Here is a 22,996-nt window from a genome sequence, read left to right on the forward strand (position 1 = left end):
TGCTGGCTCGTGGCTTGCGGGAGGAAGTCTACATGCCGGCGTAGTTAGGCCCGCCGCCGCCTTCGGGCGTCACCCAGACGATATTTTGGGTTGGGTCCTTGATGTCGCAGGTCTTGCAGTGCACGCAGTTTTGCGCGTTGATCTGCAGCCGCTCGCCGCCGGCTTCCGCGGTGACGAACTCATAGACGCCGGCTGGGCAGTAGCGGCTCTCTGGGCCGGCAAACTTCGCGAGGTTGACCTGCACCGGCACCGCGTCGCTCTTCAGCGTCAGATGAGAGGGCTGGTTCTCTTCGTGGTTGGTATTGGAGATGAAGACGGACGACAGCCGGTCGAAGGTCAGCTGGCCGTCCGGCTTCGGGTAGGCGATGCGCTGGCATTCGGCCGCCGGGCGCAACGCATCGTGGTCGGCCTTGTGGTTATGAAGCGTCCATGGCGGGCTTTGCACGCCCAGCTTGGGCAGCAGCCATTGCTCGATGCCGGTCATCAGCTGGCCGGCGGTCTTGCCCTTCTTGAACCACAGCTTGAAGTTGCGCGTCTGCTGTAGTTCCTCGTTCAGCCAGCTCGTCTCGAAGGCGGCGGGGTAGGCCGTCAGCTCGTCCTGCGCGCGGCCGGCGGCCAGTGCGTCAGCGAGCGCTTCGGCACACAGCATGCCGCTCTTGAGGGCCGCATGGCTGCCCTTGATGCGCGCGGCGTTCAGGTAGCCCGCGTCGCAGCCGATCAGCGCGCCGCCGGGGAAGACCGTCTTGGGCAGCGCCTGCGGCGTGCCGTTGTTGATCGCGCGGGCGCCATAGCCGATGCGCTTGCCGCCTTCGATGTGCGCGCGGATGGCCGGGTGGGTTTTCCAGCGCTGCATCTCCTCGAACGGGCTCAGGTAGGGGTTGTCGTAGTCCAGCCCGATGACGAAGCCGAGCGTGACCTTGTTTCCCGCGAGGTGGTAAAGGAAACCGCCGCCGAAGGTGTCTCCTTCCATCGGCCACCCGGCCGTGTGCACGACCTTGCCGGGCTGGGCCTTGTCCGCCGGGATCTCCCACAGCTCTTTGATGCCGATGGCAAAGGTCTGGGTGTCCTTGCCTTCGGTCAGCTTGTACTTGGCCAGCAACTGCTTGCCCAGGTGGCCGCGCGCGCCCTCGGCGAACACGGTGTATTTGCCTAGTAGCTCCATGCCCAGTTGGAAATGGTCGGTCGGCTCGCCGTCCTTGCCCAGGCCCATGTTGCCGGTGGCCACGCCCTTCACGCGGCCCTGTTCGTCGTAGAGCACCTCGGCGGCGGCAAAGCCGGGGAAGATCTCGACGCCCAGGCTCTCGGCCTGCTGTGCCAGCCACTTGACGACGTCGGACAGGCTGACGACGTAGCAGCCGTGGTTGTGAAAGTTGCGCGGCACCAGCCAGTCCGGCGTGCGTGTGCTGTCGGTCTCGCCGAGGAAGAGCACATCGTCGCTCGTGACCGGCTGATTGAGCGGTGCACCGAGCGACTGCCAGTCGGGCAGCAGCTCGGTGAGCGCGCGCGGGTCCATGACGGCACCGGACAGGATGTGCGCCCCCGGCTCGGAGCCTTTTTCCAGCACGACGACGCTGGCGTCCGGACGGACCTGCTTGAGCCGGATGGCCGTGGCCAGCCCAGCCGGCCCGCCGCCGACGACGACCACGTCGTACTCCATGGACTCGCGGGGGCCGAACTGGGTCAGGATTTCTTCGGGGGTCATGCGGGAGGCTCCGGGGACTTTGAAAACTGGGCGGGATTCTAGAGAGGCGGCACCGCAAATCGAACGGTCGTGCTTTTTTAGTGCGCGGACTCCAGGCCGGTACGATGGCAGCCAACCACCGACAAGGCAGTCCCATGAGTTATTCCATCAACCTCGAAGGCCGCGTGGCCTTGATCACCGGTGCGTCCAGCGGCCTGGGTGCGCAGTTCGCGCGCACGCTGTCGCAGGCCGGCGCCTGCGTCGTGCTGGCGGGGCGGCGGCTGGAGCGGCTCAAGGACTTGCGTGCCGAGATCGAAGGACAGGGCGGTGATGCCCATGTCGTGCAGCTGGACGTGACCGACGTGTCCAGCATCAAGGCGGCCGTGGCCCACGCCGAGACCGAGGTCGGCACGCTGGACATCCTCATCAACAATTCCGGCGTCAGCACGACGCAGCGTCTGACCGACGTCACGGAGAATGACTACGACTACGTGATGGACACCAACACGCGCGGGGCGTTCTTCGTGGCGCAGGAGGTGGGTAAGCGCATGCTGGCGCGGGCCCGCGGTGCGGCGCCGGGGACGTTCATCGGCGGGCGCATCGTCAACGTCGCGTCCATGGCCGGCCTGCGGGTGCTGAGCCAGATCGGCGTCTATGCGATGAGCAAGGCGGCGGTCATCCACATGACGCGCGCGATGGCGCTGGAGTGGGGCAAGTACGGCATCAACGTCAACGCGATCTGCCCCGGCTACATTGACACCGAGATCAACCATCACCACTGGGACACCGAGCAGGGCAGGAAGCTCATCGAGCTGCTGCCGCGCAAGCGCGTGGGTCAGCCCAAGGACCTGGATACGGCGCTGCTGATGCTGTGCGCCAACGAGAGCCATTTCATCAATGGCGCGGTCATCCAGGCGGACGACGGATTCGGGGTCTGAGCGACGATGCTGAAGCGAGACCTGACCCCCCTTGAGGCCCGCGTGCTGGCCGTGCTGGTCGAGAAGGAGCACACCGTGCCCGACAGCTACCCGCTGTCGGCCAATGCGCTGACCGCCGGCTGCAACCAGAAGACCGCGCGTGACCCGGTCATGGACGTCGGCGAGGCCGAGGTGCTGGCCGCTGTCGAGGAGCTGAAGGGCTTGAGCCTCGTCAACACCGTCAGCGGCAACCGCGTGCTGCGCTACGAGCACAACTTCGCCCGCGGCATGGGCGTGCCCGGTGCGGCGCAGGCGCTGCTGACGCAGCTGATGCTGCGGGGCCCGCAGACGGCCGCGGAGCTGCGGCAGAACACCGAGCGGCTGCACCGCTTCGCCGATGTGTCGTCGGTGGAAGGCTTCCTGGAGGAGCTGGCTGGGCGCGAGCCGCCGTTTGCCGTGAAGCTGCCCAAGGCGCCGGGCGCCCGCGAGTCGCGCTGGGCGCACCTGCTGTGCGGGCCGGTGGCCTCTGTCGAGCAGGCCGTGGCGGCGTCAATGCCGCGGGACGAGGAAATCGCGCTGCACAAGGCGGAGATTGCCGCGCTGCGTGCCGAGGTCGCGTCGCTGCGCCAGCTGGTGGACCGCATCGCGGCGGAGCTGGGCATCACGCCGTGACGGCAATCGCCGCCACGGTGCTGGGCTGCGCTTCGCTGCCCGGGTCTGCCGGTCAGCGGAAGCTGTACTTCGCGCTGACGTACGCGTAGCGGCCGCGCGGGTCGGTGTAGCTAGGGTCGTAGCCGGACAGGAAGAACCAGGCCTGCTGCGAGAACGGCGGCGACTTGTCGAACAGGTTCTGCACGCCGGCGCGCAGCGTCAGCGCCTTGCTGGCCTCCCACGCGGCCGACAGGTTCCACAGCGAATAGGCCGCCACCTTGCGGTCGTCCTTGCCGATGATGTGCTGGTCGGTGTAGCGCGACAGGTAGCTGTTGGACAGCGTGAAGGACAGCGGGCCGATGTCGTAGTCGACGCTGGCCGTGTGCCGCCAGCGCTGCACGACACCGTCGTTGATGAAGGCGCCCAGGTTGCTGACGAACGGGTCGCCGTCGCCCGTCTGCTGCTCGGACTTCAGCGTCAACGTGCCGTTCAGGCGAAAGCCGAACTGGCCGATGCTGGTCTTGAGCTCGCTGAGCGCGACGCCGAAGTCCAGGCCGGACAGGCGCTGCTTGCCGCGGTTGTCCTTGACGAGGTCGATGAAGTCGATCTTGCCATTGGGGCGGCGGTGCACCAGCGAACCGTACTTGTCCAGGTTACCCAGGATGACGTCCACGCCGAGCGTGCTGATCAGGTTGCTCTTCTCGATGTTCCAGTAGTCGACGTTGAAGCTGACGCCGCGCTGCGGCTCGAACACGACGCCGGCGGAGAACTGGCGCGACTTCTCGGACTTGAGCTTGGCGTTGCTGTAGTTCAGCGTCGTCCAGATGTCGGAGCAGTCGGTGACGGTGTTGGTCGGATCGTCGGCCAGGCAGACCGGGTCCACCAACGTCGCCGACGACCCCTGGGTGACGGGGCGGTAGAGGTCGGACAGGCTGGGCGCGCGGAAGCCCTTGCCGACCGAAGCGCGCAGCAGCAGTTCACGCATGGGCACGTACTTCAGGCCCAGCTTGGGGCTGACCGCACTGCCGCTGACCTGGTAGTGCTCATAGCGCACGGCGCCCTGCAGTTCCAGCTGCTGGGTGATGGGCGCGCTGATCTCGGCAAAGGCCGCACCGATGCTGCGCGACTTGCCGAAGTCGGAGTCGGGGCCTTGCGAGGTCTCGCCCAGGATGAGGTCCTGCTTCAGCGCGTCGGACTGGTGGTAGTTCTGCTTCTCGCGGCGGATCTCCCCGCCCAGCGCGAGTGCCAGGTCACCGCCGGCCAACTGCGCCAGCGCCTTGGACACCTTGAAGTCCAGGCTGTCCATCGTGCCGGTGGCGCGGCGCACCTCACCGCGGATCTGGGCCTTCTCGTACAACGCGAGGCCGGCGGCACTGGACGGGCCGAAGGCATTCAACGTGCCGTCGGCGAAGCCATCCATGATCATCTTCTCGTCCAGATATCCCTGGTGGTCGCGGTCGGACACCTTGCTGGTGCTGTGGTTCAGCGCCCATTCGTAGTCCCAGCCGGCCAGCACGCCGTTCGTGCCGAGGACGAAGCGGTTGGTGGACGACACCAGTTCGCTGGTGCGCAGCCCAGCCTCCTGCAGCCGCGTGCGCACGACGATGACGCGGCGCTCGTCGCCAGCGTCGAAGGCGGCTAGACCCGTGTTCTTCAGCGACGGGATCAGCGAAACGTCCATCTCTGCGTCAACGCGGTTGGGCGTGCCGGTGTAGAGCGTGCGGGCCCGCGCCAGTGATGCCTCGAGGAACAGCTGGTGCCCTCCGCCCAGGTTGAGCACGCCGCGGCTGAACAGGCTGCTCTTCGTGGACTTCGGGTACAGCTCGATGTCGCGCATGTAGTCGTACGTGCAGCCATCGACGCCGCCGATGCCGTTCGGCAGGTACAGCGTGGCCGGCGGGTTGCAACCGGTGGCTGCGGCCGGGTTGATCGTGTAGCTGCTGATGACGTCCTTGCCATTGGCCTTGAAGCCCTCGGCGATCAGCAGGTCGCGCTGCTCGGAGCCGTCCAGGTTCTCGTCGAGCTTGATATTGCCGGGGAAGCCGGCGCTGGACAGCAGGTCCGGCAGCCGGCCCGGGATGTCCAGCTCCTTAATGAACTTGCGGCGTGACGCGTTCAGGCTGGTGGTCTTCTGCACGTCCAGCACGGCCATGACGTTGAAGCCGTCGCGGCCGTAGTCGCCAAAGCCGCCGGCCAGCGTCGCGGAGCGCTTGTTGCCACCGCCGCCCTCGGTCGTGTTGCCGGCCAGCGCGCTGACCTCCGCACCGGTGAAGTCCTTGCGGGTGATGAAATTGATGACGCCACCGATGGCGTCCGAGCCGTACAGCGACGACGCGCCGTCCAGCAGCACCTCGACGCGCTGGATCGCCGCTGCCGGGATGCTGTTGAGATCCACACCGGCCGCGTCGCCGGGCGACGCGAAGTTGGCCACGCGGCGGCCGTTCAGCAGCACCAGCGTGGACGACACACCCAGGCCGCGCAGGTTGGCGGCATTGAAGCCCATCTGGTCCCGGAAGCCGCCGTAGGCCACGCTGCCGCCATCAGTCAGGTTGGCCGCGCTGGCGCTCAGGCGCGAGATCAGCTCCGCCGCCGTCGTCACACCGGCCTTGTCGATCTCGTCCCGCGTGATGACCTGCACCGGCAGCGCCGTCTCGCCCTCGATGCGCTTGATGGCCGAACCCGTGACTTCGACGCGCTCGAGCTTGTCCTGTGCCTGCGCGGAGCAGGCGAGGGTGACGAGCACGGCGGCAGCGGCGGCGGTGCGGGAAGGGCGGGGGGACTTCATCGACGGAACTCCTTCACGGATAGGGTTTGGGCCGAGTCTAGGGACAGCCACATCGCACGCCATCAACCGCGCCTCGGAATCGTCTCTTGCGCGCCACGCATGGTGTCGTCCGTATGAGGGGCTACGCGTCACACGACGTCTGTCATGATCCGCAGCCGACGACGAGGAGGATGCAGGGCATGAGGGCATGGATTTGGGCCGGTGTGGTGGCCATGGCATGGGCGATGGGTGTGCAGGCGGCGGCGCCCACTGCGCCGGCGACGGCAGCGAGCGGGGCACAGGGGTTCCGGCTGTTCCGTCCATCCACGCCGGCAGCGGCCGCAAAGGCCACTGCGCCGAAGGCGGCGCCAGCCGCCGCAGCCGCGTCGGCCCCTTCCGGCGCGCTCCAGCCCCTGGCTGACGCCGAGCCGGCCATCCGCGGCTACGCCGTGGCCATCGGCGGCGCGCTGAAGGCGGACAACGAGGAGGTCTGGCAGCGCCTCGTGCAGCTGGCCGGCGGCAAGGGTTCGCGTTTCGTCGTCTTCGGCACGGCCAGCGAGGACCCGGAGGCCAGCGCCAAGCAGATCGTCGACCTGCTGCAGCGCCGCGGCGCAGTCGCCGAGGCGCTGCCGGTAGCGCCCAAGTTTCTGTGGGTGGACCTGAACAAGGTCGTCCGCGACCCGGCGCTGATCGGCAAGGTCAAGGCGGCCAAGGGCGTGTTCTTCACCGGCGGCGTGCAGGAGCGCATCGTCGATGTGCTGCAGCCCGGGGGCCAGAGCACGCCCATGCTGGAGGCCATCTGGGACGTCTACCGCCGTGGCGGCGTCGTGGCCGGCACGTCAGCCGGTGCCGCCATCATGAGCACGACGATGTTCCGCGACGCGCCCAGCGTCATCAATGTCCTCAAGGGCCGCTTCGCCGACGGCAAGCAGGTGGACCGCGGGCTTGGTTTCGTCGGCCCGAACCTGTTTGTCGACCAGCACTTCCTCAAGCGCGGCCGCTTCGGCCGCATGATCCCGCTGATGATGGCCAAGGGCTACAAGCTGGGCCTGGGCGTGGACGAGAACACCGCGGCCATCATCCGTGGCGACGAGATCGAGGTCATCGGCGACCGCGGCTGCCTGATCGTCGACCTGACCGAGGCCAGCACCGATGCGTCGCTCGGCGCGTTCAACGTGCAGGGCGCGCGGCTGTCCTACCTGGAGCATGGCGACCGCTATCACCTGCGCGCGCGTTCGACGACGCCGTCGGCCCCCAAGCTGCGCGGCGAGCTGCACGACGCCGAGTCGCCCAACTTCAAGCCCTACTACACGGACGATGTCTTCCACCTCGACATGCTGGGCGACTCGACCATCTCGGGCGCGATGAGCCGGCTCATCGACAGCGTGCAGAAGGAGGTCAAGGGCCTGGCGTTCGACGTGCTGCCCAAGGCCAACGACCCACTGGCTGAGCTGGGCTTCCTGTTCCGGCTCTACAAGGGCTCGGATTCGCTGGGCTGGAGCACTGAGGAGTTCGGCGGCGAGCAGTTCACGGTGACCAACCTGTACCTGGACATCAGCCCGGTGCGCCTGCCCATGCCGCTGTATGGCGGCTGGACGCCGCCGCCGCAGTCCAAGGGCAGCGTGACGCAGTAGTCGCCTTCGCCCCGCCTGTCCACCCTGCGGGCATCACCCGTGGCGCGGCTGGCCCGAGGCCTGCCAAGATGGCAGGCTGTCGAACTCCTTCATGCCCGGCGCGTCGTCGGGCGGCGGCCTTCATCTTGCAGACTTCTCCCGCGACCGGCACCGTCATCGTCATCGGCGGTGCCTTGAAGGTCGGCAGCGATGCCGTCTGGCAGCGCATCGTCGATGAAGCCGGCGGCGCCGGCGTGCCCATCGCCGTCTTCCCGACGGCCGCGACGGAGCCCGAGCGCATCGGCGCGCAGATCGTCGCCTCGCTGAACCGCTGTGGCGCGGCGGCCGAGCTGATCCCCGTCGCGCCGCAATGGGACGGCATCGACCTGGCGGCGCAGTTGAACGACGCGGCGCTGATCGCCCGCGTGGCGGCCAGCCGGGCCGTGTTCTTCTCCGGCGGCGCGCAGGAGTTCATCGTTGACACGCTGCAGCCCGGCGGCCGGCCGACGGCCATGCTGGAGGCGATTCGCAGCGTCTTCGAGGCCGGCGGTGTCATCGCCGGCACCAGCGCCGGTGCGGCCGTCATGAGCCGCATGATGTTCCGCGATGCGATGGACAACCTCGCCATCCTCAACGGCCGCTGGCGCGCCGGGCAGGAGTACGACCACGGCCTCGGCTTTATCGACGGCCTGCTCATCGACCAGCATTTCCTCAAGCGCGGGCGCATCGGCCGCATGCTGCCGGCGCTGCACCGCCTCGGCTGCCGTCTGGGCCTCGGGGTAGACGAGAACGCTGCGGCCGTCATCCACGGCAGCCGGCTGGAGGTCATCGGTGGCAGCGGCGCCGTGCTGGTGGACCTGGGCGATGCGACGCATGACCCCGCATTGCCGGCATTCAACCTGCGGGGGGCGCGCCTGAGCTACCTGGATCATGGTGACTGCCATGACCTCGCGACCGGGCAGACGACTCCTGCCGACCGCAAGCAGCAGGGCCAGCGCCTGGACCCCGCGGCGCCCGGCTTCGTGCCGAGCCTGCGGGCCGAACGGTATTTCCTCGACATCCTCGGCGACGGTTGCCTGATCGGCGCGCTGGTGCAGCTGCTGGACGGACCGTTCCCCGAGGTGCGCGGACTGGCCTGCCGCGGCCACTCGCGCGCCGGCGACGAGCACGCGGACATCGGCTTCGAGTTCCGCCTGCACCGTGGACCCGGCCTCGTCGGCTGGCGCGACGCGACGCCCGCCGGTGTCGACTACACGGTGCTCGGTGCGTTGCTGGACGTGGTGCCGGTGCGTGTCGCAAATCCTCTGTACCTGCCGCTGGCGGGTGATCGCGAGGCGGTGGGGTAGCCACGTGTCGCCAAGGATCGCCGGCATGGCGGCCTCACGACCCACATCGACGACCGAGGGCCGGCGATATGGCCACAATCGCGTCCATGGCTGATACCGATCTCCAGGACGCCCGACCCGAAGGGTTCCGGCGCGTCACCGCCGCGCTGCAGGCGCAGGCTCACCCGCATCCGCCGCTGTGGCTCGACGTTGCCGCCCGCACCGCCCAGGAGGCCGCGGACGCACTGGGCGTCACGCTCGGGCAGATCGCCAAGTCGGTGGTCTTCCGTCGCAAGGCGGACGATACGGCGGTGCTTGTCATCACGTCCGGCGACAAGCGCGTCGACGAGGCCAGGCTGACGCCGCTCACTGGCCCGCTGGGCCGCGCCGATGCCGAATTCGTCAAGAGCCGCACCGGCTTTTCCATCGGTGGCGTGTCGCCCACCGGTTTTGCGCCGGTGGCCGGCTTCACCGCGCCGCAGCTGTTTATCGACCGCGAGCTGTTCCGCTTCGACGTCATCTGGGCCGCGGCCGGTCATCCGAACGGCGTGTTCAAGCTGACGCCGGCGGCGCTGGTCCAGCTGACCGGCGCGCCGGTGCTGGACGTGGTGCAGCCATGACGCCGCCCGGCATGACCGCCGCCGTGCGCTCGCCGTGCGTGAACGTCTGCGTGATGGACGCCGCGAGCGGCTGGTGCCGGGGCTGCGCGCGCCGGCTTGACGAGATTGCCGGCTGGGGCACTGCGCCGGCGGGCCGCCACGGCCACATCCTGGCCCAACTGCCCGCGCGGCAGGCCGAGCTGCAGCGTCGCGGCCTGTGGCTGGGCCCGCCGTCTGCATCGCCGGAGGCTGCGTGAAGCGACTGACGTTCTATTTCGACCCCATCTCGCCGTACGCGGCGCTGGGCTTCGAGGCCCTTCCGGAGGCGCTTGCCGGCCACAGTGTGGAGGTGGTCTACCGGCCCATCCTGTTGGCGGCGCTGCTGCAGGCGCTGGGCCAGAAGGGGCCGGCCGAGATCGAGGTCAAGCGGCGCTGGACCTTCCGCCAGGTAGCCTGGCTGGCGCACCGCCAGGGTGTCCCGCTTGACCCGCCGGCCCAGCATCCGTTCAACCCGCTTCCGCTGCTGCGCCTGGCCTGGGCCTGCGCCGCGGTCGAGGGCGAGCCTGGCGACACGCCCGGGCGCTGGGTCGTCGAGCAACTGTTCCACCACGTCTGGCGCGGTGCGGGCGCCGACGCCAACGACACGGCCCGGCTGGCGGCGCTGACCGAACGGCTGGCGCCGGCGCAGGACCCCGCTAGCGAGGCCGTTAAGCAGCGTCTGCGCAGCGAGACCGAGGCCGCGCTGCGCCTGGGCGTGTTCGGCGTGCCTACCGTCGAGCTGGACGGCCGGCTGTTCTGGGGCCAGGACGCGCTGCCGATGGTGCGCGCGGCGCTGGACGGCGATCCGTGGTTCCGCAGCGGAGCCTGGGAGGCCGCCGCACAGCCGCGGCCGGGTGTCGCCCGCAGGCATTGACGACGGTCAGGCGTGATGCAGATCACGCCCCCCGGATTTACCCGCGACGGCCTTCAACTCTCGCATTGAGAAATGCGAACCGCGGGTTCCTGCGGAGTTTGTCAGCCTCGATTCAGACTGGCGTCAGAACACGGTCAGAGGGCCTGTGAATAGTCGCGCTGCAAGGCCGCCCGTCGGGCGGCGGCTTGACAACAGACGGAGACTTTTCAAATGGCAACTGCAGCAGGTTCCGCCGCGGCGCCGATGACCAAAGAGGAAAAGAAGGTCATCTTCGCTTCCTCGCTGGGCACGGTGTTCGAGTGGTACGACTTCTACCTCTACGGCTCGCTGGCGCCCATCATCGCCAAGCAGTTCTTCGCGGGCCTGGACCCGCAGGCCGCCTTCATTGCGTCGCTGATGGCCTTCGCCGCCGGCTTCATCGTGCGCCCCTTCGGCGCGCTGGTGTTCGGGCGCCTCGGCGACATGATCGGCCGCAAGTACACCTTTCTGGTCACGATCCTGATCATGGGCCTGTCGACGTTCATCGTCGGCGTGTTGCCGTCCTACGCGACGATCGGTGCGGCCGCGCCGGTCATCCTGATCGGCCTGCGGTTGCTGCAGGGCCTGGCACTCGGCGGTGAGTACGGCGGTGCCGCCACCTACGTGGCCGAGCACGCGCCGCAGGGTAAGCGCGGCGCCTACACGTCGTGGATCCAGACGACTGCGACGCTGGGCCTGTTCCTGTCGCTGATGGTCATCCTCGGTGTGCGGACCTCGCTGGGCGAGAAGGAATTCGGCGAGTGGGGCTGGCGAGTGCCGTTCATCGTGTCCATCCTGCTGCTGGGCATCTCGGTGTGGATTCGCCTGTCGATGAATGAGTCGCCGGCCTTCCAGAAGATGAAGGCCGAGGGCAAGACCTCCAAGGCGCCGCTGTCCGAATCCTTCGGCCAGTGGAAGAACCTGAAGATCGTGCTGCTGGCGCTGTTCGGCCTGGTCGCCGGCCAGGGCGTGGTCTGGTACACGGGCCAGTTCTACGCGCTGTTCTTCCTGACGTCGGTGCTCAAGGTCGACGCGTCCAGCGCCAACATCTGGATCGCCATCTCGCTGATCCTCGGCACGCCGTTCTTCGTCGTGTTCGGTTCGATGTCCGACAAGATCGGCCGCAAGCCCATCATCATGGCCGGCCTGATCCTGGCTGCCGTCACGTACTTCCCGCTGTTCAAGGCGCTGACGGGCGCGGCCAACCCGGACCTCGCCAAGGCTCAGGAAACGGCCAAGGTTACGCTGGTGACGAACACCGCCAGCTGCTCCTTCCAGGGCAGTCCGGTGGCGCGCGAGGTGGACTTCACCAGCGCCTGCGACATCGCCAAGCGTGCGCTGGCCGTGTCGTCGGCCAGCTCCGAGACGGTCGAGGCCGGCGCCGGTGTGCCGACGGTCGTGCGCATCGGCGACAAGGAAATCGCCGTGCCCACCGCCAGCAAGCTGACCGAGCACAAGTTCGACGAAGCGAGCACCAAGGCCATCGCGGCTTTCAAGAAGGAACTGGGCGACGCGATGAAGGCCGCCGGCTACCCGGCCAAGGCAGACATGGCCAAGGCCAACGTGCCGATGGTCATCGCCATCCTGTTCGTGTTGGTTCTGTACGTGACGATGGTCTACGGCCCGATCGCCGCGGCGCTCGTCGAGATGTTCCCGACCCGCATCCGCTACACGTCGATGAGCCTGCCGTACCACATCGGAAACGGCTGGTTCGGTGGCCTGCTGCCCTCCATCACGTTCGCGATGGTGGCGCAGAACGGCAATATCTACCACGGCCTCTGGTACCCCATCGTCATCGCAGCGGTCACGTTCGTCATCGGCCTGCTGTTCGTCCGCGAGACGAAGGATGTGGACATCTACGGCAAGGACTGACGTCAGACGCAAGCCCGGAGCGCTGCTCCGGGCCGCGCAGCAAGGCCGGCATTTGCCGGCTTTTTTGTGCGCTGCGGGTGGCCTCGCTTGTCTGCTGACGGCGAGACTGAGAGGATGACGTCAATGTCCAAGCCCAATTCCAAGCAAGAGTCCGGCGGCGAACAGCGCCGCCTGCAGATGGTCGACATCGCCCGGCTGGCCGGCGTGTCGGTGTCCACCGTGTCCCGCGCGCTCAACGGCAGCGAGCTCGTCAATGCCGAGACCCGCCAGCGAGTGGCCGAACTGGCGCGGTCGCTGAACTACTCGATCAACTTCGGAGCGCGCAACCTGCGGCTGCAGGAGAACAAGACCGTCGCCGTCGTCGTGCCCTATGACGCGGCGTCGCGTCAGCACATCTCCGACCCGTTCTTCCTGTCCATCGTCGGCTCCATCGCCGACGCGTTGACGGACCGCGGCTACGACATGCTGTTGTCGCGCGTGGACGCCGAGCGGCTGGACCTGGCCTCGCACTGGTTCGACTCCGGCAAGGCCATCGGCATCATCCTCATCGGGCAGTGGCGCCATCACGACCAGCTCAACGAGATGGCGGCGCGAAAACTGCCGCTGGTCGTATGGGGTGGCGAGATGCCGCAGCAGCTTTACTGCAGCGTGGGCGGCGACAACGTGCTGGGCGGCACGCTGGCCACGCGCCACCTGTTGCAGCAGGGCCGGCGTCGCATCGCTTTCGTCGGCGACGCCAACCTACCGGAAGTCTGGCTGCGTCGGCAGGGCTACGCGCAGGCGCTGCGCGAAGCCGGCGTCGCGGTGGACCCGGCGCTGGAGTCGCCCGCGCCGTTCGAGCCTGGCGTTGCCGGTGACGTGCTGCGCGAGTTCTGTGCCCGCGTGCGCGACTTCGATGCCGTCGTCTGCTGCAGCGACGTTCTGGCGCTGCTGACCATCCAGGCCTTGCGCGCCGTCGGCCGCAGCGTGCCGGGCGACGTCGCCGTCGTGGGCTATGACGACATGCCGCTGGCCGCCTATTGCGATCCGCCGCTGACGACCGTCCACCAACCGGTGGCCGAGGCCGGCGCCGAACTCGTCGAGGCCCTGCTGGGCCAGATGCGCGGCGACCGGGCCGAGCCGCGCACGATGCCCGTCTATCTGAAGCTTCGCGAGAGCGCGCCGATGGCGGGCGGCTGAAACATCAGGCACGGTCGACCGTGCTTTCGGCTTGTTGGTATCGATTGCATCTGGTGGTTGGCTATGTTGTTAATTTGAACTTAAATAGGTATTTACGACGAATTGCAATCGATTGCATTGGAGTCGCAGAATGCCGCCACGGCACCCGAGACCGATCCCGGGCCAGCCTCCCGCCACCAGAGCGCTACCCAAGGAGACACCATGACCTCGAACCACCTCATCCCCCGTATCCCCCGCTGCCCGGGCGCCGTGCATCCCATCGCCGTGGCCATCGCGCTGGTCCTGGCCGGCGCCGGCGCGCAGGCTCAGGAGGCCGCCACGGCGGCGCCCGACGGCCTGAAGCTCGAGGCTGTGGTCGTCACGGGGTCGTCGTCGGCCAAGTCGAAGATGAAATCCAGCGTGGCCATCTCGACGATCGAGAGCGAGGGCGTCACAGCCGTCACGGCTGCCAGCGCGACCGACGTGCTGCGGGCCGTGCCGGGCATCCGCGCCGAGGCCAGCGGCGGCGAGTCCAACGCCAACGTCGCCGTCCGCGGCATCCCCGTGTCCGCCGGTGGCGCGCGCTACATCCAGTTCCAGGAAGATGGCCTGCCCATCCTGCAGTTCGGCGACATCGCCTTCGCGACGCCCGACACCTGGATGCGCGCTGATGCTGGCTTCGAACGGCTGGAGGTCGTGCGCGGCGGCTCGGCCGCGCTGCTGGCCACCGGCGCGCCGGGCGGCATCATCAACTTCATCACCAAGACCGGCCTGGAGCAGGGCGGCAGCATCCAGCTCACCAAGGGGCTGGACTTCGAGCAGACCCGTGTGGACATCGGCTACGGCGGACGTCTTGCGCCCAAGACGCGGTTCTTCGTCGGCGGCTTCTACCGCACGGGTGATGGTGGCCGCAAGGGCGCCGACGGTACCGAGAACGGCGGCCAGATCCGCGCCAACGTGACGTTTGAGCTGGAGGGCAAGAGCTTCGTGCGCTTCAGCGTCAAGCACCTGGACGACCACACGCCCACCTTCATGCCCACGCCGGTGAAGTACGTGAACGGCAGCATCCAGGAGATCCCCGGGCTGGACCCGCGCCGCACCGCCTTCTACAACGCTGGCTGGCCGCTGGACAACACGCTGACGGCTACCAACGGCCGCGCCACCAGCAACATCCGCGACGGCCTGGTCGCCAAGAGCGATGCCTTCGGCGCCGAGGTGGACCTGGACGCCGGCGGCGGCTTCCGGCTGCAGGACAAGTTCTCGTGGAGCAAGAACTCGGGTCGTTTCATTGGCATCTTTCCGGGCGATGACGTGGCCGCGGCGCCAGCCGGCACCACGATTGCCACCGGTGCCGATGCCGGCAAGGCCTACACCGGCAACAAGTTCACCGCCGTCGTCTTCAACACCCAGGTCGACAACGTGGGCCTGATGGCCAACGACCTGAAGTTCTCGCGTGACTTCGACCTCGGTGGCGGCAGCAGGCTCAGCGCGGTGGCCGGCCTCTACACGTCTGTGCAGAAGCTGGACCTGACGTGGAACTTCAACCAGTACTCGCTGTCGGCTGACGAGAACGGTGCGCGCCTGCTGAACGTGCCCGGCGTCATCAATGGCGCGCCGGGATTCGGCGGCTGCTGTAGCAACACGCAGGACAGCAAGTACACGACCGACGCGCCCTACCTGGTGCTGAACCTGGAGTCCGGCGCGCTGTCGGCGGACATCGGCGTGCGCCGCGACAACCAAAAGGCCAGCGGCGCCTACTACCAGTCAAACGCCGGCCTGAGCTACGACCTGAGCAAGCCCAACGTCATCGATTACGACTTTGGCCGCACGTCCTACTCGCTGGGCGGGAACTATGCGCTCAGCAACGATCTGTCCGTCTTCGCCCGTTACTCCGATGGCGCGGCCTACAACGCCGACCGCATCACCTTCTTCAACAGCCCCGACCTCGTCAACGGCAGGAGTCCCACCATCCCGACCAACAAGGTCAAGCAGGCCGAGGTGGGCGTGAAGCTGCGCGGCCATGGCATGAGCCTGTTCGCCACGCTCTTTCATGCCAAGACCGACGAGGTCAACGTAGACGTGACGACGACGCCCATCGTCGCCAAGGCCAACAGCTACCGCAGCAACGGGCTGGAGCTGGAGGGGTCGGCGCAGGTCGGCATCTTCAGCGTGCTGGGCGGTCTGACCTACACCAGCGCCAAGCAGGCCGACGGCCGCGCGCCGAAGCGCCAGGCCAAGGTCGTCTACCAGCTCACGCCCACGGCGAACATCGGTGATGCGCTGACGCTGGGCCTGGGCATCGTCGGCACCACCAAGAGCCGGGACGACGGCCCGGCCGGACCACTGACGATCACGCTGCCGGCGTACACGGTCGTCAACGCGTTCGCGAGCTATGCGCTGACGCCGCGCGCCACGCTGACGCTGGCCGCCAACAACCTGCTCAACGAGCTGGCCTACACCGAGAGCAACGACGGTCGCGGTGCGGCGCGCGCCTACACGGGCCGCACGGTCAAGGCCTCGCTGCGCTACAGCTTCTGATCGCGATGACGGCCCATCCCGTCCTGGTGCTGGGCGAGGCCCTGGTGGACGAGTTCCACGACGGCGCCGTCGCCGGTGGCGCGCCGTTCAACGTGGCGCGCTCGCTGGCCGCGCTCGGCGCGCCCGTTCGCTTCGTCAGCCGCATCGGGTTGGACGACATGGCGGGAAGACTGCTGCTCGACAGCGCGTCGCGCTACGGCCTAGCCGTGGACGACATCCAGCGCGACGCCAGCCACGCCACCGGCCGCGTCAGCGTGCACGAGGAGGGGGGCGGGCACCGCTTCGAGATCCATGCCGATGCCGCGTGGGATCACCTGGCGCCGCCGGCGCCTGGCGATGCGGGCCTCGTCTACTTCGGCAGCCTGGCGCAGCGCCATGTGGTCTCCCGGTCGACGCTCCGCGCTCTACTGAAGCGCTCGGCCGGCCGGCGCCTGCTGGACCTGAACCTGCGTGCAGGCGCCGACACGCCCGCGCTGGCGGCCGAATCGCTGATGCTGGCCGACTGGGTCAAGCTCAATGAGGACGAACTCGAGCGGCTGCTGGCGTGGTTCGAGCCGACGCTGCCCGCGCTGATGGCCCGCTTCGCGCTGGAGCGCGTCGTGCTGACGCGCGGCGCGTCGGGCTATGCGTTCTTCGGCATCCGTGGGCAGCAGATCGCCAGCGGCGAGGGCGTGGACCCGCCGGCGTTCGTCGACAGTGTCGGCGCGGGCGATGGCTTCACGGCGATGCTGCTGGCCGGTCTCGCGCTGGGGCGCGACCTCGACGCCACGTTGCATCTTGCCAACCGCTACGCCGCGATGATCTGTGGCGTGCGCGGCCCGCTGCCGGCGGACCCGGCGGCACTTTCGCCGTGGCGCGAGGCCCTGCACCAGCTGCCCGCCGCCGAGGAGGGTGCATGACCCTGGCCTTCCCGATGAACAAGCCGCGGCTGTCGGCCTCTCAGATCGTCAACATGAATGCCGGCTTCCTCGGCATCCAGTTCAGCTTCGGCCTGCAGCAGGCCAACATGAGCCCGATCTACCAGATGCTGGGCGCTGACGGCAAGGACCTGCCCTATCTGTGGCTGGCCGGGCCGATCACCGGGCTGCTGGTGCAGCCGCTGATTGGCGCGATGAGCGACCGCACGACGCACCGGTGGGGGCGCCGCACGCCGTACTTCCTGATCGGCGCGCTGATTTGCTCGCTGGGCCTGCTGGCCATGCCGTTCAGCCCGGCGCTGTGGTTCGCTGCCGGCCTGCTGTGGATCCTCGATGCTGCCAACAACGTGACGATGGAGCCCTACCGGGCCTATGTCAGCGACCGGCTGCGCGAAGAGCAGCATGCCAGCGGCTTCCTGACACAGGCGTCGTTCACGGGCCTCGCGCAGACGCTGGCCTACCTGACGCCAAGCCTGCTCGTGGGCCTCGGCCTGAGCAAGGATGCGCTTGGCGCGAATGGCATTCCGGTCGTCACGACGCTCGCCTTCCTGATCGGGGCGCTGCTGTCGTTCACGACGGTGTGGTGGTCTGTGCGGCGCGTGCCCGAGCTGCCGCTGCCGCCGCAGGAGCTGGCCCGGCTGCGCGCGTTGCCGCGCGGGCTCGGCCCGGCCCTGGCGGAGATCGGCGCCGCGCTGCGCGACATGCCGCCCACGATGCGCCGGCTGTGGTGGATGGCGCTGTTCCAGTGGTACGGGATGATGTGCTACTGGATCTACATCGTGCCGATGCTGGCGGCCACGGTCTTCGGCACGGCCGACCCGCACAGCGCCGGCTTCCGGGACGCCAGCCTGCTCAACGGCCAGGTGGGCGGCTTCTACAACGCGGTCGCCTTCGTCGCCGCGTTCGCCATGCTTCCGTTCACGCGCCGCCTCGGCGCCAAATGGGTCCATGCGTTCGCGCTCGCCTGCGCCGCGGCCGGCATGTGGGCGTTGCCGGGCATCCGCGACAAGGCGTGGCTGTTCCTGCCGATGGTCGGCATCGGCCTGGCGTGGGGTTCCATCATGGGCAACCCGTATGTGCTGCTGGCCGGCAGCATCCCGCCCGAGCGGGCGGGTGTCTACATGGGCATCTTCAACATGTTCATCGTCATCCCGATGCTGATCCAGGCGGTGACGCTGCCGCTGATCTACGACAGCCTGCTGGGCGGCCGACCCGAGAACGTCATCCGTCTTGCCGGCGTGCTGCTGGCGCTGGCCGCGCTGTGCGTGCTGCGCGTGCCCTCCGAGAAATCGCCATGAAAAACCAAGTCCAGCTCATCACCTATGTCGACCGCCTCGGCGGTCAGCGCGACCGTGGCGACCTGAAGCGTCTTCGCCGCCTGCTTGCCGAGCCCGGCTCGCCGCTGGCCGGCGTGTTCGGCAGTGTGCATCTGCTGCCGTTCTTTCATGCCATCGACGGCGCAGACGCTGGCTTCGACCCGATCGACCACACCGAGGTCGACCCGCGCCTGGGTGACTGGGCCGATATCAAGGCGCTGACCGGCCAGCTCGACGTCATGGCCGACGTCATCGTCAACCACATGTCCAGCGGTTCGCCGCAGTTCCAGGACTACTCCGAGAATGGCGAGGCTTCGGCCTATGCGGGGCTGTTCCTGACGTTGGATGCCGTCTTCCCGCAGGGCGTGAACGAGCGCGACCTGCTGGCCGTCTACCGCCCACGCCCGGGGCTGCCTCTGACGTATGCGACCTTGCGCAATGGCGAGCGGCGCCTGCTGTGGACGACCTTCACGCCCGCGCAGATCGACATCGCAGTGCACCACCCGCAGGGCCGCGCCTACCTGAGCGGCATCCTGCGCACCTTTGCCGACAACGGCATCCGCATGGTGCGGCTGGACGCCGTCGGCTACGCCATCAAGAAGGCTGGCGCGAGCTGCTTCATGATGCCTGAGACCTTCGATTTCATCGGCGAGTTCGCTGCCGAGGCGAAGGCGCTCGGCATCGAGGTGCTGGTGGAGATCCATTCCTACTACCAGCGCCAGATCGAGATCGCCGGCCGGGTCGACTGGGTCTACGACTTTGCGCTGCCGCCGCTGGTGCTACACGCCTTCAGCTTCGGCACCGCCACGGCGCTCAAGCGCTGGATCGGCATCCGCCCCACCAACGCACTGACGGTGCTGGACACGCACGACGGTATCGGCATCATCGACATCGGCGCCGACGCGAGCGACCGCGCGGCCCGCCCGGGCCTTGTGCCGCCCGAGGAGCTGGATGCGCTCGTCGAGCGCATCCACGCCGCCAGCGGCGGCGAGAGCCGGCTGGCCACGGGGGCGGCGGCCAGCAACCTGGACCTCTACCAGGTCAACTGCACCTTCTTCGACGCCATGGGCCGCGACGAGACGGCCTACCTGCTGGCCCGTGCGCTGCAGTTCTTCCTGCCCGGCGTGCCGCAGGTCTACTACGTCGGCCTGCTGGCCGGCCACAACGACCTGGACCTGCTCGCCCGCACGCAGGTCGGCCGTGACATCAATCGGCACTTTTACAGCGAGCACGAGATCGCGCGCGAGTGCGAACGGCCCGTCGTGGGCCGTCTCATCGAGTTGATCCGGCTGCGCAACCGGCACCCGGCCTTCGGCGGCACGTTCAGCGTCGGCGCCAGCAGCGACACCGAGCTGCAGCTGCGCTGGGAGCATGGCGCGCACTGGTCCGCGCTGCGTATCGACTTCGCCAGCCGCGACCATGCGCTGACCTGCAGCGATGGGGCGGGCGGTACGCAGCACTTCGCGTTCAGTTGACGCCTTCAGTTGAGCGTCAGCCTCGCCGCACAGAATCTCCGGTCAGTCAACTGGAGACAATGGCATGTGGAAGATCGTCCTGGGTTTCGTCGTGTTCGCCGCGCTGGCGCTGTTTATCCTGATGAAGAGCGGCGGCAACATCGACATGGGCGGCGAGAAGCATGACGTGAGCGCCGCCCAAGAACCCGCGGCTTCCGCAGCCGTCAGCGCAGCTGTCGAGGCAGCGTCCATGCCCGCCTCCGCGTCGTCGCAGTAAACCTAGGCGCCCTTGCGCTGCGGTGCCACCAGCGGCAGCCGGATCAGCATCTGCGTGCCCTGGCCGGGCGACGACTTCACCTCGATCTGGCCGCCCAGCACGTTCGTGACGATGCTGTGCACGATGTGCATGCCCAGGCCCGAGCCGCCGGTGCCGAGCTTGGTCGTGAAGAAAGGGTCGAAGATGCGCCGCCGCACGGACTCGTCCATGCCGCGGCCGTCGTCCGTGACGCTCAGCTCGGCCTCGTTGCTGCCCAGCGCCGCGCAGTGCACTGTCACGTGGCCTTGCTCGCGGCCGTCGAAGCCGTGCAACAGTGCGTTCATCAGCAGGTTGGTCAGCACCTGGCCCAGCGCGCCGGGGTAGCTGTTCATCCTCAAGCCCTGGCACAGGTCGGTGTCGATGACGTAAGGCGTCTTCTTGAAGCTCGGCTCCACCATGACCAGCACGTCCTCCACGACCTTGCCGAGCTCGAAGTCGCGCCGCAGGTCGGCCGTCTGGTCGATGGCCACCTGCTTGAAATCGCGCACGAGGTCGGCCGCCTTCTGCACGTTGCGCTGCAAGATGTCCTGCGCGCGCCGCGTGTCGCGCGCCAGCTCCTCCAGCGTGCTGCGGCGCAGCTGCACGGTGCCGGCCAGCAGCGCCTCCAGCTGTCTGTAGCGGTCATCCAGCGTCGAAACCACCGTCAGCGCATTGCCCAGCGGCGTGTTCAGCTCATGCGCGACGCCGGCCACCAGCCGGCCCAGCGACGCCAGCTTCTCGGACTCGACCAGCTCGCGCTGCGCCGTCTGCAGCGTCGCGAGCGCCTGCGACAGCTCGGCGTTGCTGGCCGTGAGCTCGGCGGTGCGCTGCGTGACAGTCTCTTCCAAGTTGAGGTTGTGCTGGCGCAGCGCCTCGAAGGCCGACAGCAGCGCCTGGCGCATGCGTTCCATCGCCATGCCCACGCGGGCGATCTCGTCGGCGCCGCCCACCTGGAGTGGTTGCTCCAGCCGACCGGCGGCCAGCGCCTCGGCCGCGCCGGTGAGGGCGGTCATCGGCCGCAGCACATAGCGCTGCAGCACCCACAGCATGAGCACGAGCGACAGCGTCAGCGTCAGGCCGCTGCGCCACACCGTGCGCCATACCTCGGCCTGCTTGGCCTGCAGCAGCGGGGCCGCGGTCATCGTGACGGTCAGCTGCGCGATCTCGCGGCCGTCACGCAGGATGGGGCGGCTCTGGCTGAGCGTCAGCGCACCGGTGTCGGCGTCCTGCCGGCGCTCGAAGGACAGGAAGGGACTTGTGGCGCCCGGCTCGATGACGCGCACGGCGACGAAGCGCGGATCGTCCACCTGGGCCTTCACCATGGGCTCGGCCAGGTCGGGCGACACCTGCCACACCGGTTCGGCCAGCGACAGTGACATGACCTCGGTCGTGCGAGCCAGGTCGCGGCGCAGATCTTCCATCGCCGTGGCGCGCGTCGTCTGGCTGTCGTAGACCAGCACGGCCGTCGTCGGCAGCAGCAGGCCCAGCAGCAGGGCCAGCGTGATGGCGAAGGTCAGCGAGTTGCGCTGCCAGCCGATCAGGCGCGGAGCGACCGAGGGCAGGGCGGCGGTGATCGGGGCATAACGGTCCGGCATGGCGGGGCGCTCGAGGCGCGGCAGCCGACCGAGTGTATGGCGCCAAATCCGGTCGGAATGCGCAACTGCGGGCCATTGGGGCCGGGTTTTTCCCGGGGGTGAGTGCCTCCTGCAAAGTAGGGGGCTGGCCCCAAAATCCGCCGCCGGGCTGCGCCGAGCCGGCGTCGTTGAGGAGAAAAAATTGAATCGTTGGGTCCGCGTGGCAGCCGCGATGGCTGCCTGCATCGGGATGAGCGGCGCTTCAGCGCAGAGCACTTTGCGCATCGGCATGGTCGCCGGGTTCACGGGACCGGTGGCCGGCATCGTGCAGGAGAGTGCGGAGGGCGCCAAGCTCTACTTCGATTCGGTCAATGCCCAGGGGGGCATCAAGGGCCAGAACATCGAGCTCGTCACGGCCGATGACAGGTACAACGACGCGGCAGCCGTGGCCCAGGCCAAGGCGCTGGCGGGACAGGGCGTCATCGCGCTGATGCTCAGCCGCGGCACGGGACCGACAGAGGCGATGCTGCCGGTCCTCAAGGAGAACAAGCTCGCGCTCGTCGCCCCGGCCACGGGCGCGATGGACCTGCGCGAGCCGGTGCAGCCCTATGTCTTCCATCTGCGCGCCAGCTACCAGAAAGAGGCCGAGCGCGCGGTCAAGCACCTGGCGGGCATCGGCGTCAAGCGCATCACCATCGTGCAGGTCAACGATCCGTTCGGCAACGACGCCGGCAAGGGCGCCATCAAGGGCCTGGATGACATCAAGCTTCGAGCGATGTCCAACCTGCGCTTCGACCGCAACAAGCCCGAGCTGGCGCCGACGATGCAGGCCATCGCCAAGGCCGGCATCGAGGCCGTCGTGCTGATCGGCCCCGGCTACGCCGTCGTCGAAGGCGTGAAGGCGTTGCGGGAAGCCGACTCGACGGCGCATATCGCCACGCTGTCCAACAACGCGTCCACTGAATTCGTCAAGGAACTGGGCAAGGATGCCCGCGGCGTCATCGTGACGCAGCTCTTCCCGTACGAGCGTTCGACGGCTAACCTGATGGTGCGAGAGGCCCTGCTGGCCGCGAAGGCCGCGGGCCGCAACGAGCTGACGCCCGCCCATCTGGAAGGGTATGCCGCGGCCAAGCTGGTCGTGGAGACCCTCAAGCGCGCCGGCAAGGACATCAGCCGCGAGAGCTTCCTGAAGGCGCTGGACGGCGCGCGGTTCGACCTCGGCGGCCTGCAGGTGCACTACACCGACAAGGACCACAACGGCCTGGACTTCACCGACGTGTCCATCGTGGGTGAGGATGGAAAATTCAGGCGGTGATTAGCCCACGCCGTACCGGCTTCGCCGGCCCCCTCAAGGGGGCGAACCTAGCGCGCCGGCGGAGCCGGACCCGCAG

At 68.2% G+C, this 22,996-nt stretch carries 18 protein-coding genes; 15 read left to right on the top strand and 3 right to left on the bottom strand.

Going from position 1 to position 22,996, the window contains the following annotated elements:
• Window positions 1–28: 28 nt before the first annotated feature.
• The gene (locus tag LXT13_RS19605; protein ID WP_233373658.1) at window positions 29–1,702 is read right to left on the bottom strand and encodes an electron transfer flavoprotein-ubiquinone oxidoreductase; all 1,674 of its coding nucleotides are present in this window, start codon (window positions 1,700–1,702) and stop codon (window positions 29–31) included.
• Window positions 1,703–1,836: 134 nt separating this feature from the next.
• On the opposite strand from LXT13_RS19605, the gene LXT13_RS19610 reads away from it, so the two are divergent.
• Together LXT13_RS19610 and LXT13_RS19615 are read left to right on the top strand one after the other, a co-directional pair.
• Window positions 1,837–2,619, top strand: coding sequence for an SDR family oxidoreductase (locus LXT13_RS19610; protein ID WP_233373659.1), 783 nt, complete (start codon window positions 1,837–1,839; stop codon window positions 2,617–2,619).
• A 6-nt stretch (window positions 2,620–2,625) separates the two neighbouring features.
• On the top strand, window positions 2,626–3,270 hold the full coding sequence (locus tag LXT13_RS19615) for a YceH family protein (RefSeq protein WP_233373660.1): 645 nt from the start codon (window positions 2,626–2,628) through the stop codon (window positions 3,268–3,270).
• Between the two features lie 52 nt (window positions 3,271–3,322).
• Here LXT13_RS19615 and LXT13_RS19620 read toward each other — a convergent pair whose 3' ends face one another.
• Window positions 3,323–6,034, bottom strand: coding sequence for a TonB-dependent receptor (locus LXT13_RS19620; RefSeq protein ID WP_233373661.1), 2,712 nt, complete (start codon window positions 6,032–6,034; stop codon window positions 3,323–3,325).
• A 179-nt stretch (window positions 6,035–6,213) separates the two neighbouring features.
• Between LXT13_RS19620 and LXT13_RS19625 the strand changes: the two genes are divergently transcribed.
• The 12 genes from LXT13_RS19625 (at window position 6,214) to LXT13_RS19680 (ending at window position 20,013) form a co-directional block, all read left to right on the top strand.
• On the top strand, window positions 6,214–7,647 hold the full coding sequence (locus LXT13_RS19625) for a cyanophycinase (RefSeq protein WP_233373662.1): 1,434 nt from the start codon (window positions 6,214–6,216) through the stop codon (window positions 7,645–7,647).
• A 125-nt stretch (window positions 7,648–7,772) separates the two neighbouring features.
• Window positions 7,773–8,972 carry a cyanophycinase gene (locus tag LXT13_RS19630; protein WP_233373663.1) on the top strand — a complete coding sequence of 400 codons (1,200 nt, stop codon included), beginning with the start codon at window positions 7,773–7,775 and terminating at the stop codon, window positions 8,970–8,972.
• 86 nt (window positions 8,973–9,058) lie between these two features.
• The gene (locus tag LXT13_RS19635) at window positions 9,059–9,571 is read left to right on the top strand and encodes a YbaK/EbsC family protein (protein WP_233373664.1); all 513 of its coding nucleotides are present in this window, start codon (window positions 9,059–9,061) and stop codon (window positions 9,569–9,571) included.
• On the top strand, window positions 9,568–9,807 hold the full coding sequence (locus tag LXT13_RS19640; protein ID WP_233373665.1) for a DUF1289 domain-containing protein: 240 nt from the start codon (window positions 9,568–9,570) through the stop codon (window positions 9,805–9,807). The genes LXT13_RS19635 and LXT13_RS19640 overlap by 4 nt, the downstream gene beginning before the upstream one ends.
• Window positions 9,804–10,463 (top strand): 2-hydroxychromene-2-carboxylate isomerase, encoded by a 660-nt coding sequence (locus LXT13_RS19645; protein ID WP_233373666.1) that lies wholly within the window; start codon window positions 9,804–9,806, stop codon window positions 10,461–10,463. The genes LXT13_RS19640 and LXT13_RS19645 overlap by 4 nt, the downstream gene beginning before the upstream one ends.
• Window positions 10,464–10,673: 210 nt before the next feature.
• A complete protein-coding gene (locus LXT13_RS19650) occupies window positions 10,674–12,353 on the top strand; it encodes an MFS transporter (protein ID WP_233373667.1) in 1,680 nt (559 codons plus the stop codon).
• A gap of 123 nt (window positions 12,354–12,476) precedes the next feature.
• Entirely contained in the window at window positions 12,477–13,532 is a 1,056-nt protein-coding gene (locus LXT13_RS19655; RefSeq protein WP_233373668.1) for a LacI family DNA-binding transcriptional regulator, read from the top strand.
• Between the two features lie 201 nt (window positions 13,533–13,733).
• The gene (locus LXT13_RS19660; protein ID WP_233373669.1) at window positions 13,734–16,049 is read left to right on the top strand and encodes a TonB-dependent receptor; all 2,316 of its coding nucleotides are present in this window, start codon (window positions 13,734–13,736) and stop codon (window positions 16,047–16,049) included.
• Window positions 16,050–16,054: 5 nt separating this feature from the next.
• A complete protein-coding gene (locus LXT13_RS19665; RefSeq protein WP_233373670.1) occupies window positions 16,055–16,948 on the top strand; it encodes a PfkB family carbohydrate kinase in 894 nt (297 codons plus the stop codon).
• Window positions 16,945–18,264, top strand: coding sequence for an MFS transporter (locus tag LXT13_RS19670; protein WP_233373671.1), 1,320 nt, complete (start codon window positions 16,945–16,947; stop codon window positions 18,262–18,264). The genes LXT13_RS19665 and LXT13_RS19670 overlap by 4 nt, the downstream gene beginning before the upstream one ends.
• Window positions 18,261–19,757 carry a sucrose phosphorylase gene (gene gtfA, locus LXT13_RS19675; RefSeq protein WP_233373672.1) on the top strand — a complete coding sequence of 499 codons (1,497 nt, stop codon included), beginning with the start codon at window positions 18,261–18,263 and terminating at the stop codon, window positions 19,755–19,757. The genes LXT13_RS19670 and gtfA overlap by 4 nt, the downstream gene beginning before the upstream one ends.
• Window positions 19,758–19,821: 64 nt before the next feature.
• On the top strand, window positions 19,822–20,013 hold the full coding sequence (locus LXT13_RS19680) for a hypothetical protein (protein WP_233373673.1): 192 nt from the start codon (window positions 19,822–19,824) through the stop codon (window positions 20,011–20,013).
• A 2-nt stretch (window positions 20,014–20,015) separates the two neighbouring features.
• Here the strand turns inward: LXT13_RS19680 and LXT13_RS19685 are convergent, their stop codons facing one another.
• Window positions 20,016–21,626, bottom strand: coding sequence for a sensor histidine kinase (locus LXT13_RS19685; protein WP_233373674.1), 1,611 nt, complete (start codon window positions 21,624–21,626; stop codon window positions 20,016–20,018).
• Window positions 21,627–21,807: 181 nt separating this feature from the next.
• Between LXT13_RS19685 and LXT13_RS19690 the strand changes: the two genes are divergently transcribed.
• The gene (locus LXT13_RS19690) at window positions 21,808–22,920 is read left to right on the top strand and encodes an ABC transporter substrate-binding protein (RefSeq protein WP_233373675.1); all 1,113 of its coding nucleotides are present in this window, start codon (window positions 21,808–21,810) and stop codon (window positions 22,918–22,920) included.
• Window positions 22,921–22,996: the final 76 nt, after the last annotated feature.

The organism is Pelomonas cellulosilytica (assembly GCF_021353265.1).
Lineage (GTDB): Bacteria > Pseudomonadota > Gammaproteobacteria > Burkholderiales > Burkholderiaceae_C > Pelomonas > Pelomonas cellulosilytica.

Excerpts from the sequence above, each read along its gene's own strand:
- LXT13_RS19605 (WP_233373658.1), bottom strand. The coding sequence starts at position 1,702 with ATGACCCCCGAAGAAATCCTGACCCAGTTCGGCCCCCGCGAGTCCATG.
- LXT13_RS19610 (WP_233373659.1), top strand. The coding sequence starts at position 1,837 with ATGAGTTATTCCATCAACCTCGAAGGCCGCGTGGCCTTGATCACCGGT.
- LXT13_RS19615 (WP_233373660.1), top strand. The coding sequence starts at position 2,626 with ATGCTGAAGCGAGACCTGACCCCCCTTGAGGCCCGCGTGCTGGCCGTG.
- LXT13_RS19620 (WP_233373661.1), bottom strand. The coding sequence starts at position 6,034 with ATGAAGTCCCCCCGCCCTTCCCGCACCGCCGCCGCTGCCGCCGTGCTC.
- LXT13_RS19625 (WP_233373662.1), top strand. The coding sequence starts at position 6,214 with ATGAGGGCATGGATTTGGGCCGGTGTGGTGGCCATGGCATGGGCGATG.
- LXT13_RS19635 (WP_233373664.1), top strand. The coding sequence starts at position 9,059 with ATGGCTGATACCGATCTCCAGGACGCCCGACCCGAAGGGTTCCGGCGC.
- LXT13_RS19640 (WP_233373665.1), top strand. The coding sequence starts at position 9,568 with ATGACGCCGCCCGGCATGACCGCCGCCGTGCGCTCGCCGTGCGTGAAC.
- LXT13_RS19650 (WP_233373667.1), top strand. The coding sequence starts at position 10,674 with ATGGCAACTGCAGCAGGTTCCGCCGCGGCGCCGATGACCAAAGAGGAA.
- LXT13_RS19655 (WP_233373668.1), top strand. The coding sequence starts at position 12,477 with ATGTCCAAGCCCAATTCCAAGCAAGAGTCCGGCGGCGAACAGCGCCGC.
- LXT13_RS19660 (WP_233373669.1), top strand. The coding sequence starts at position 13,734 with ATGACCTCGAACCACCTCATCCCCCGTATCCCCCGCTGCCCGGGCGCC.
- LXT13_RS19665 (WP_233373670.1), top strand. The coding sequence starts at position 16,055 with ATGACGGCCCATCCCGTCCTGGTGCTGGGCGAGGCCCTGGTGGACGAG.
- LXT13_RS19670 (WP_233373671.1), top strand. The coding sequence starts at position 16,945 with ATGACCCTGGCCTTCCCGATGAACAAGCCGCGGCTGTCGGCCTCTCAG.
- gtfA (WP_233373672.1), top strand. The coding sequence starts at position 18,261 with ATGAAAAACCAAGTCCAGCTCATCACCTATGTCGACCGCCTCGGCGGT.
- LXT13_RS19680 (WP_233373673.1), top strand. The coding sequence starts at position 19,822 with ATGTGGAAGATCGTCCTGGGTTTCGTCGTGTTCGCCGCGCTGGCGCTG.
- LXT13_RS19685 (WP_233373674.1), bottom strand. The coding sequence starts at position 21,626 with ATGCCGGACCGTTATGCCCCGATCACCGCCGCCCTGCCCTCGGTCGCT.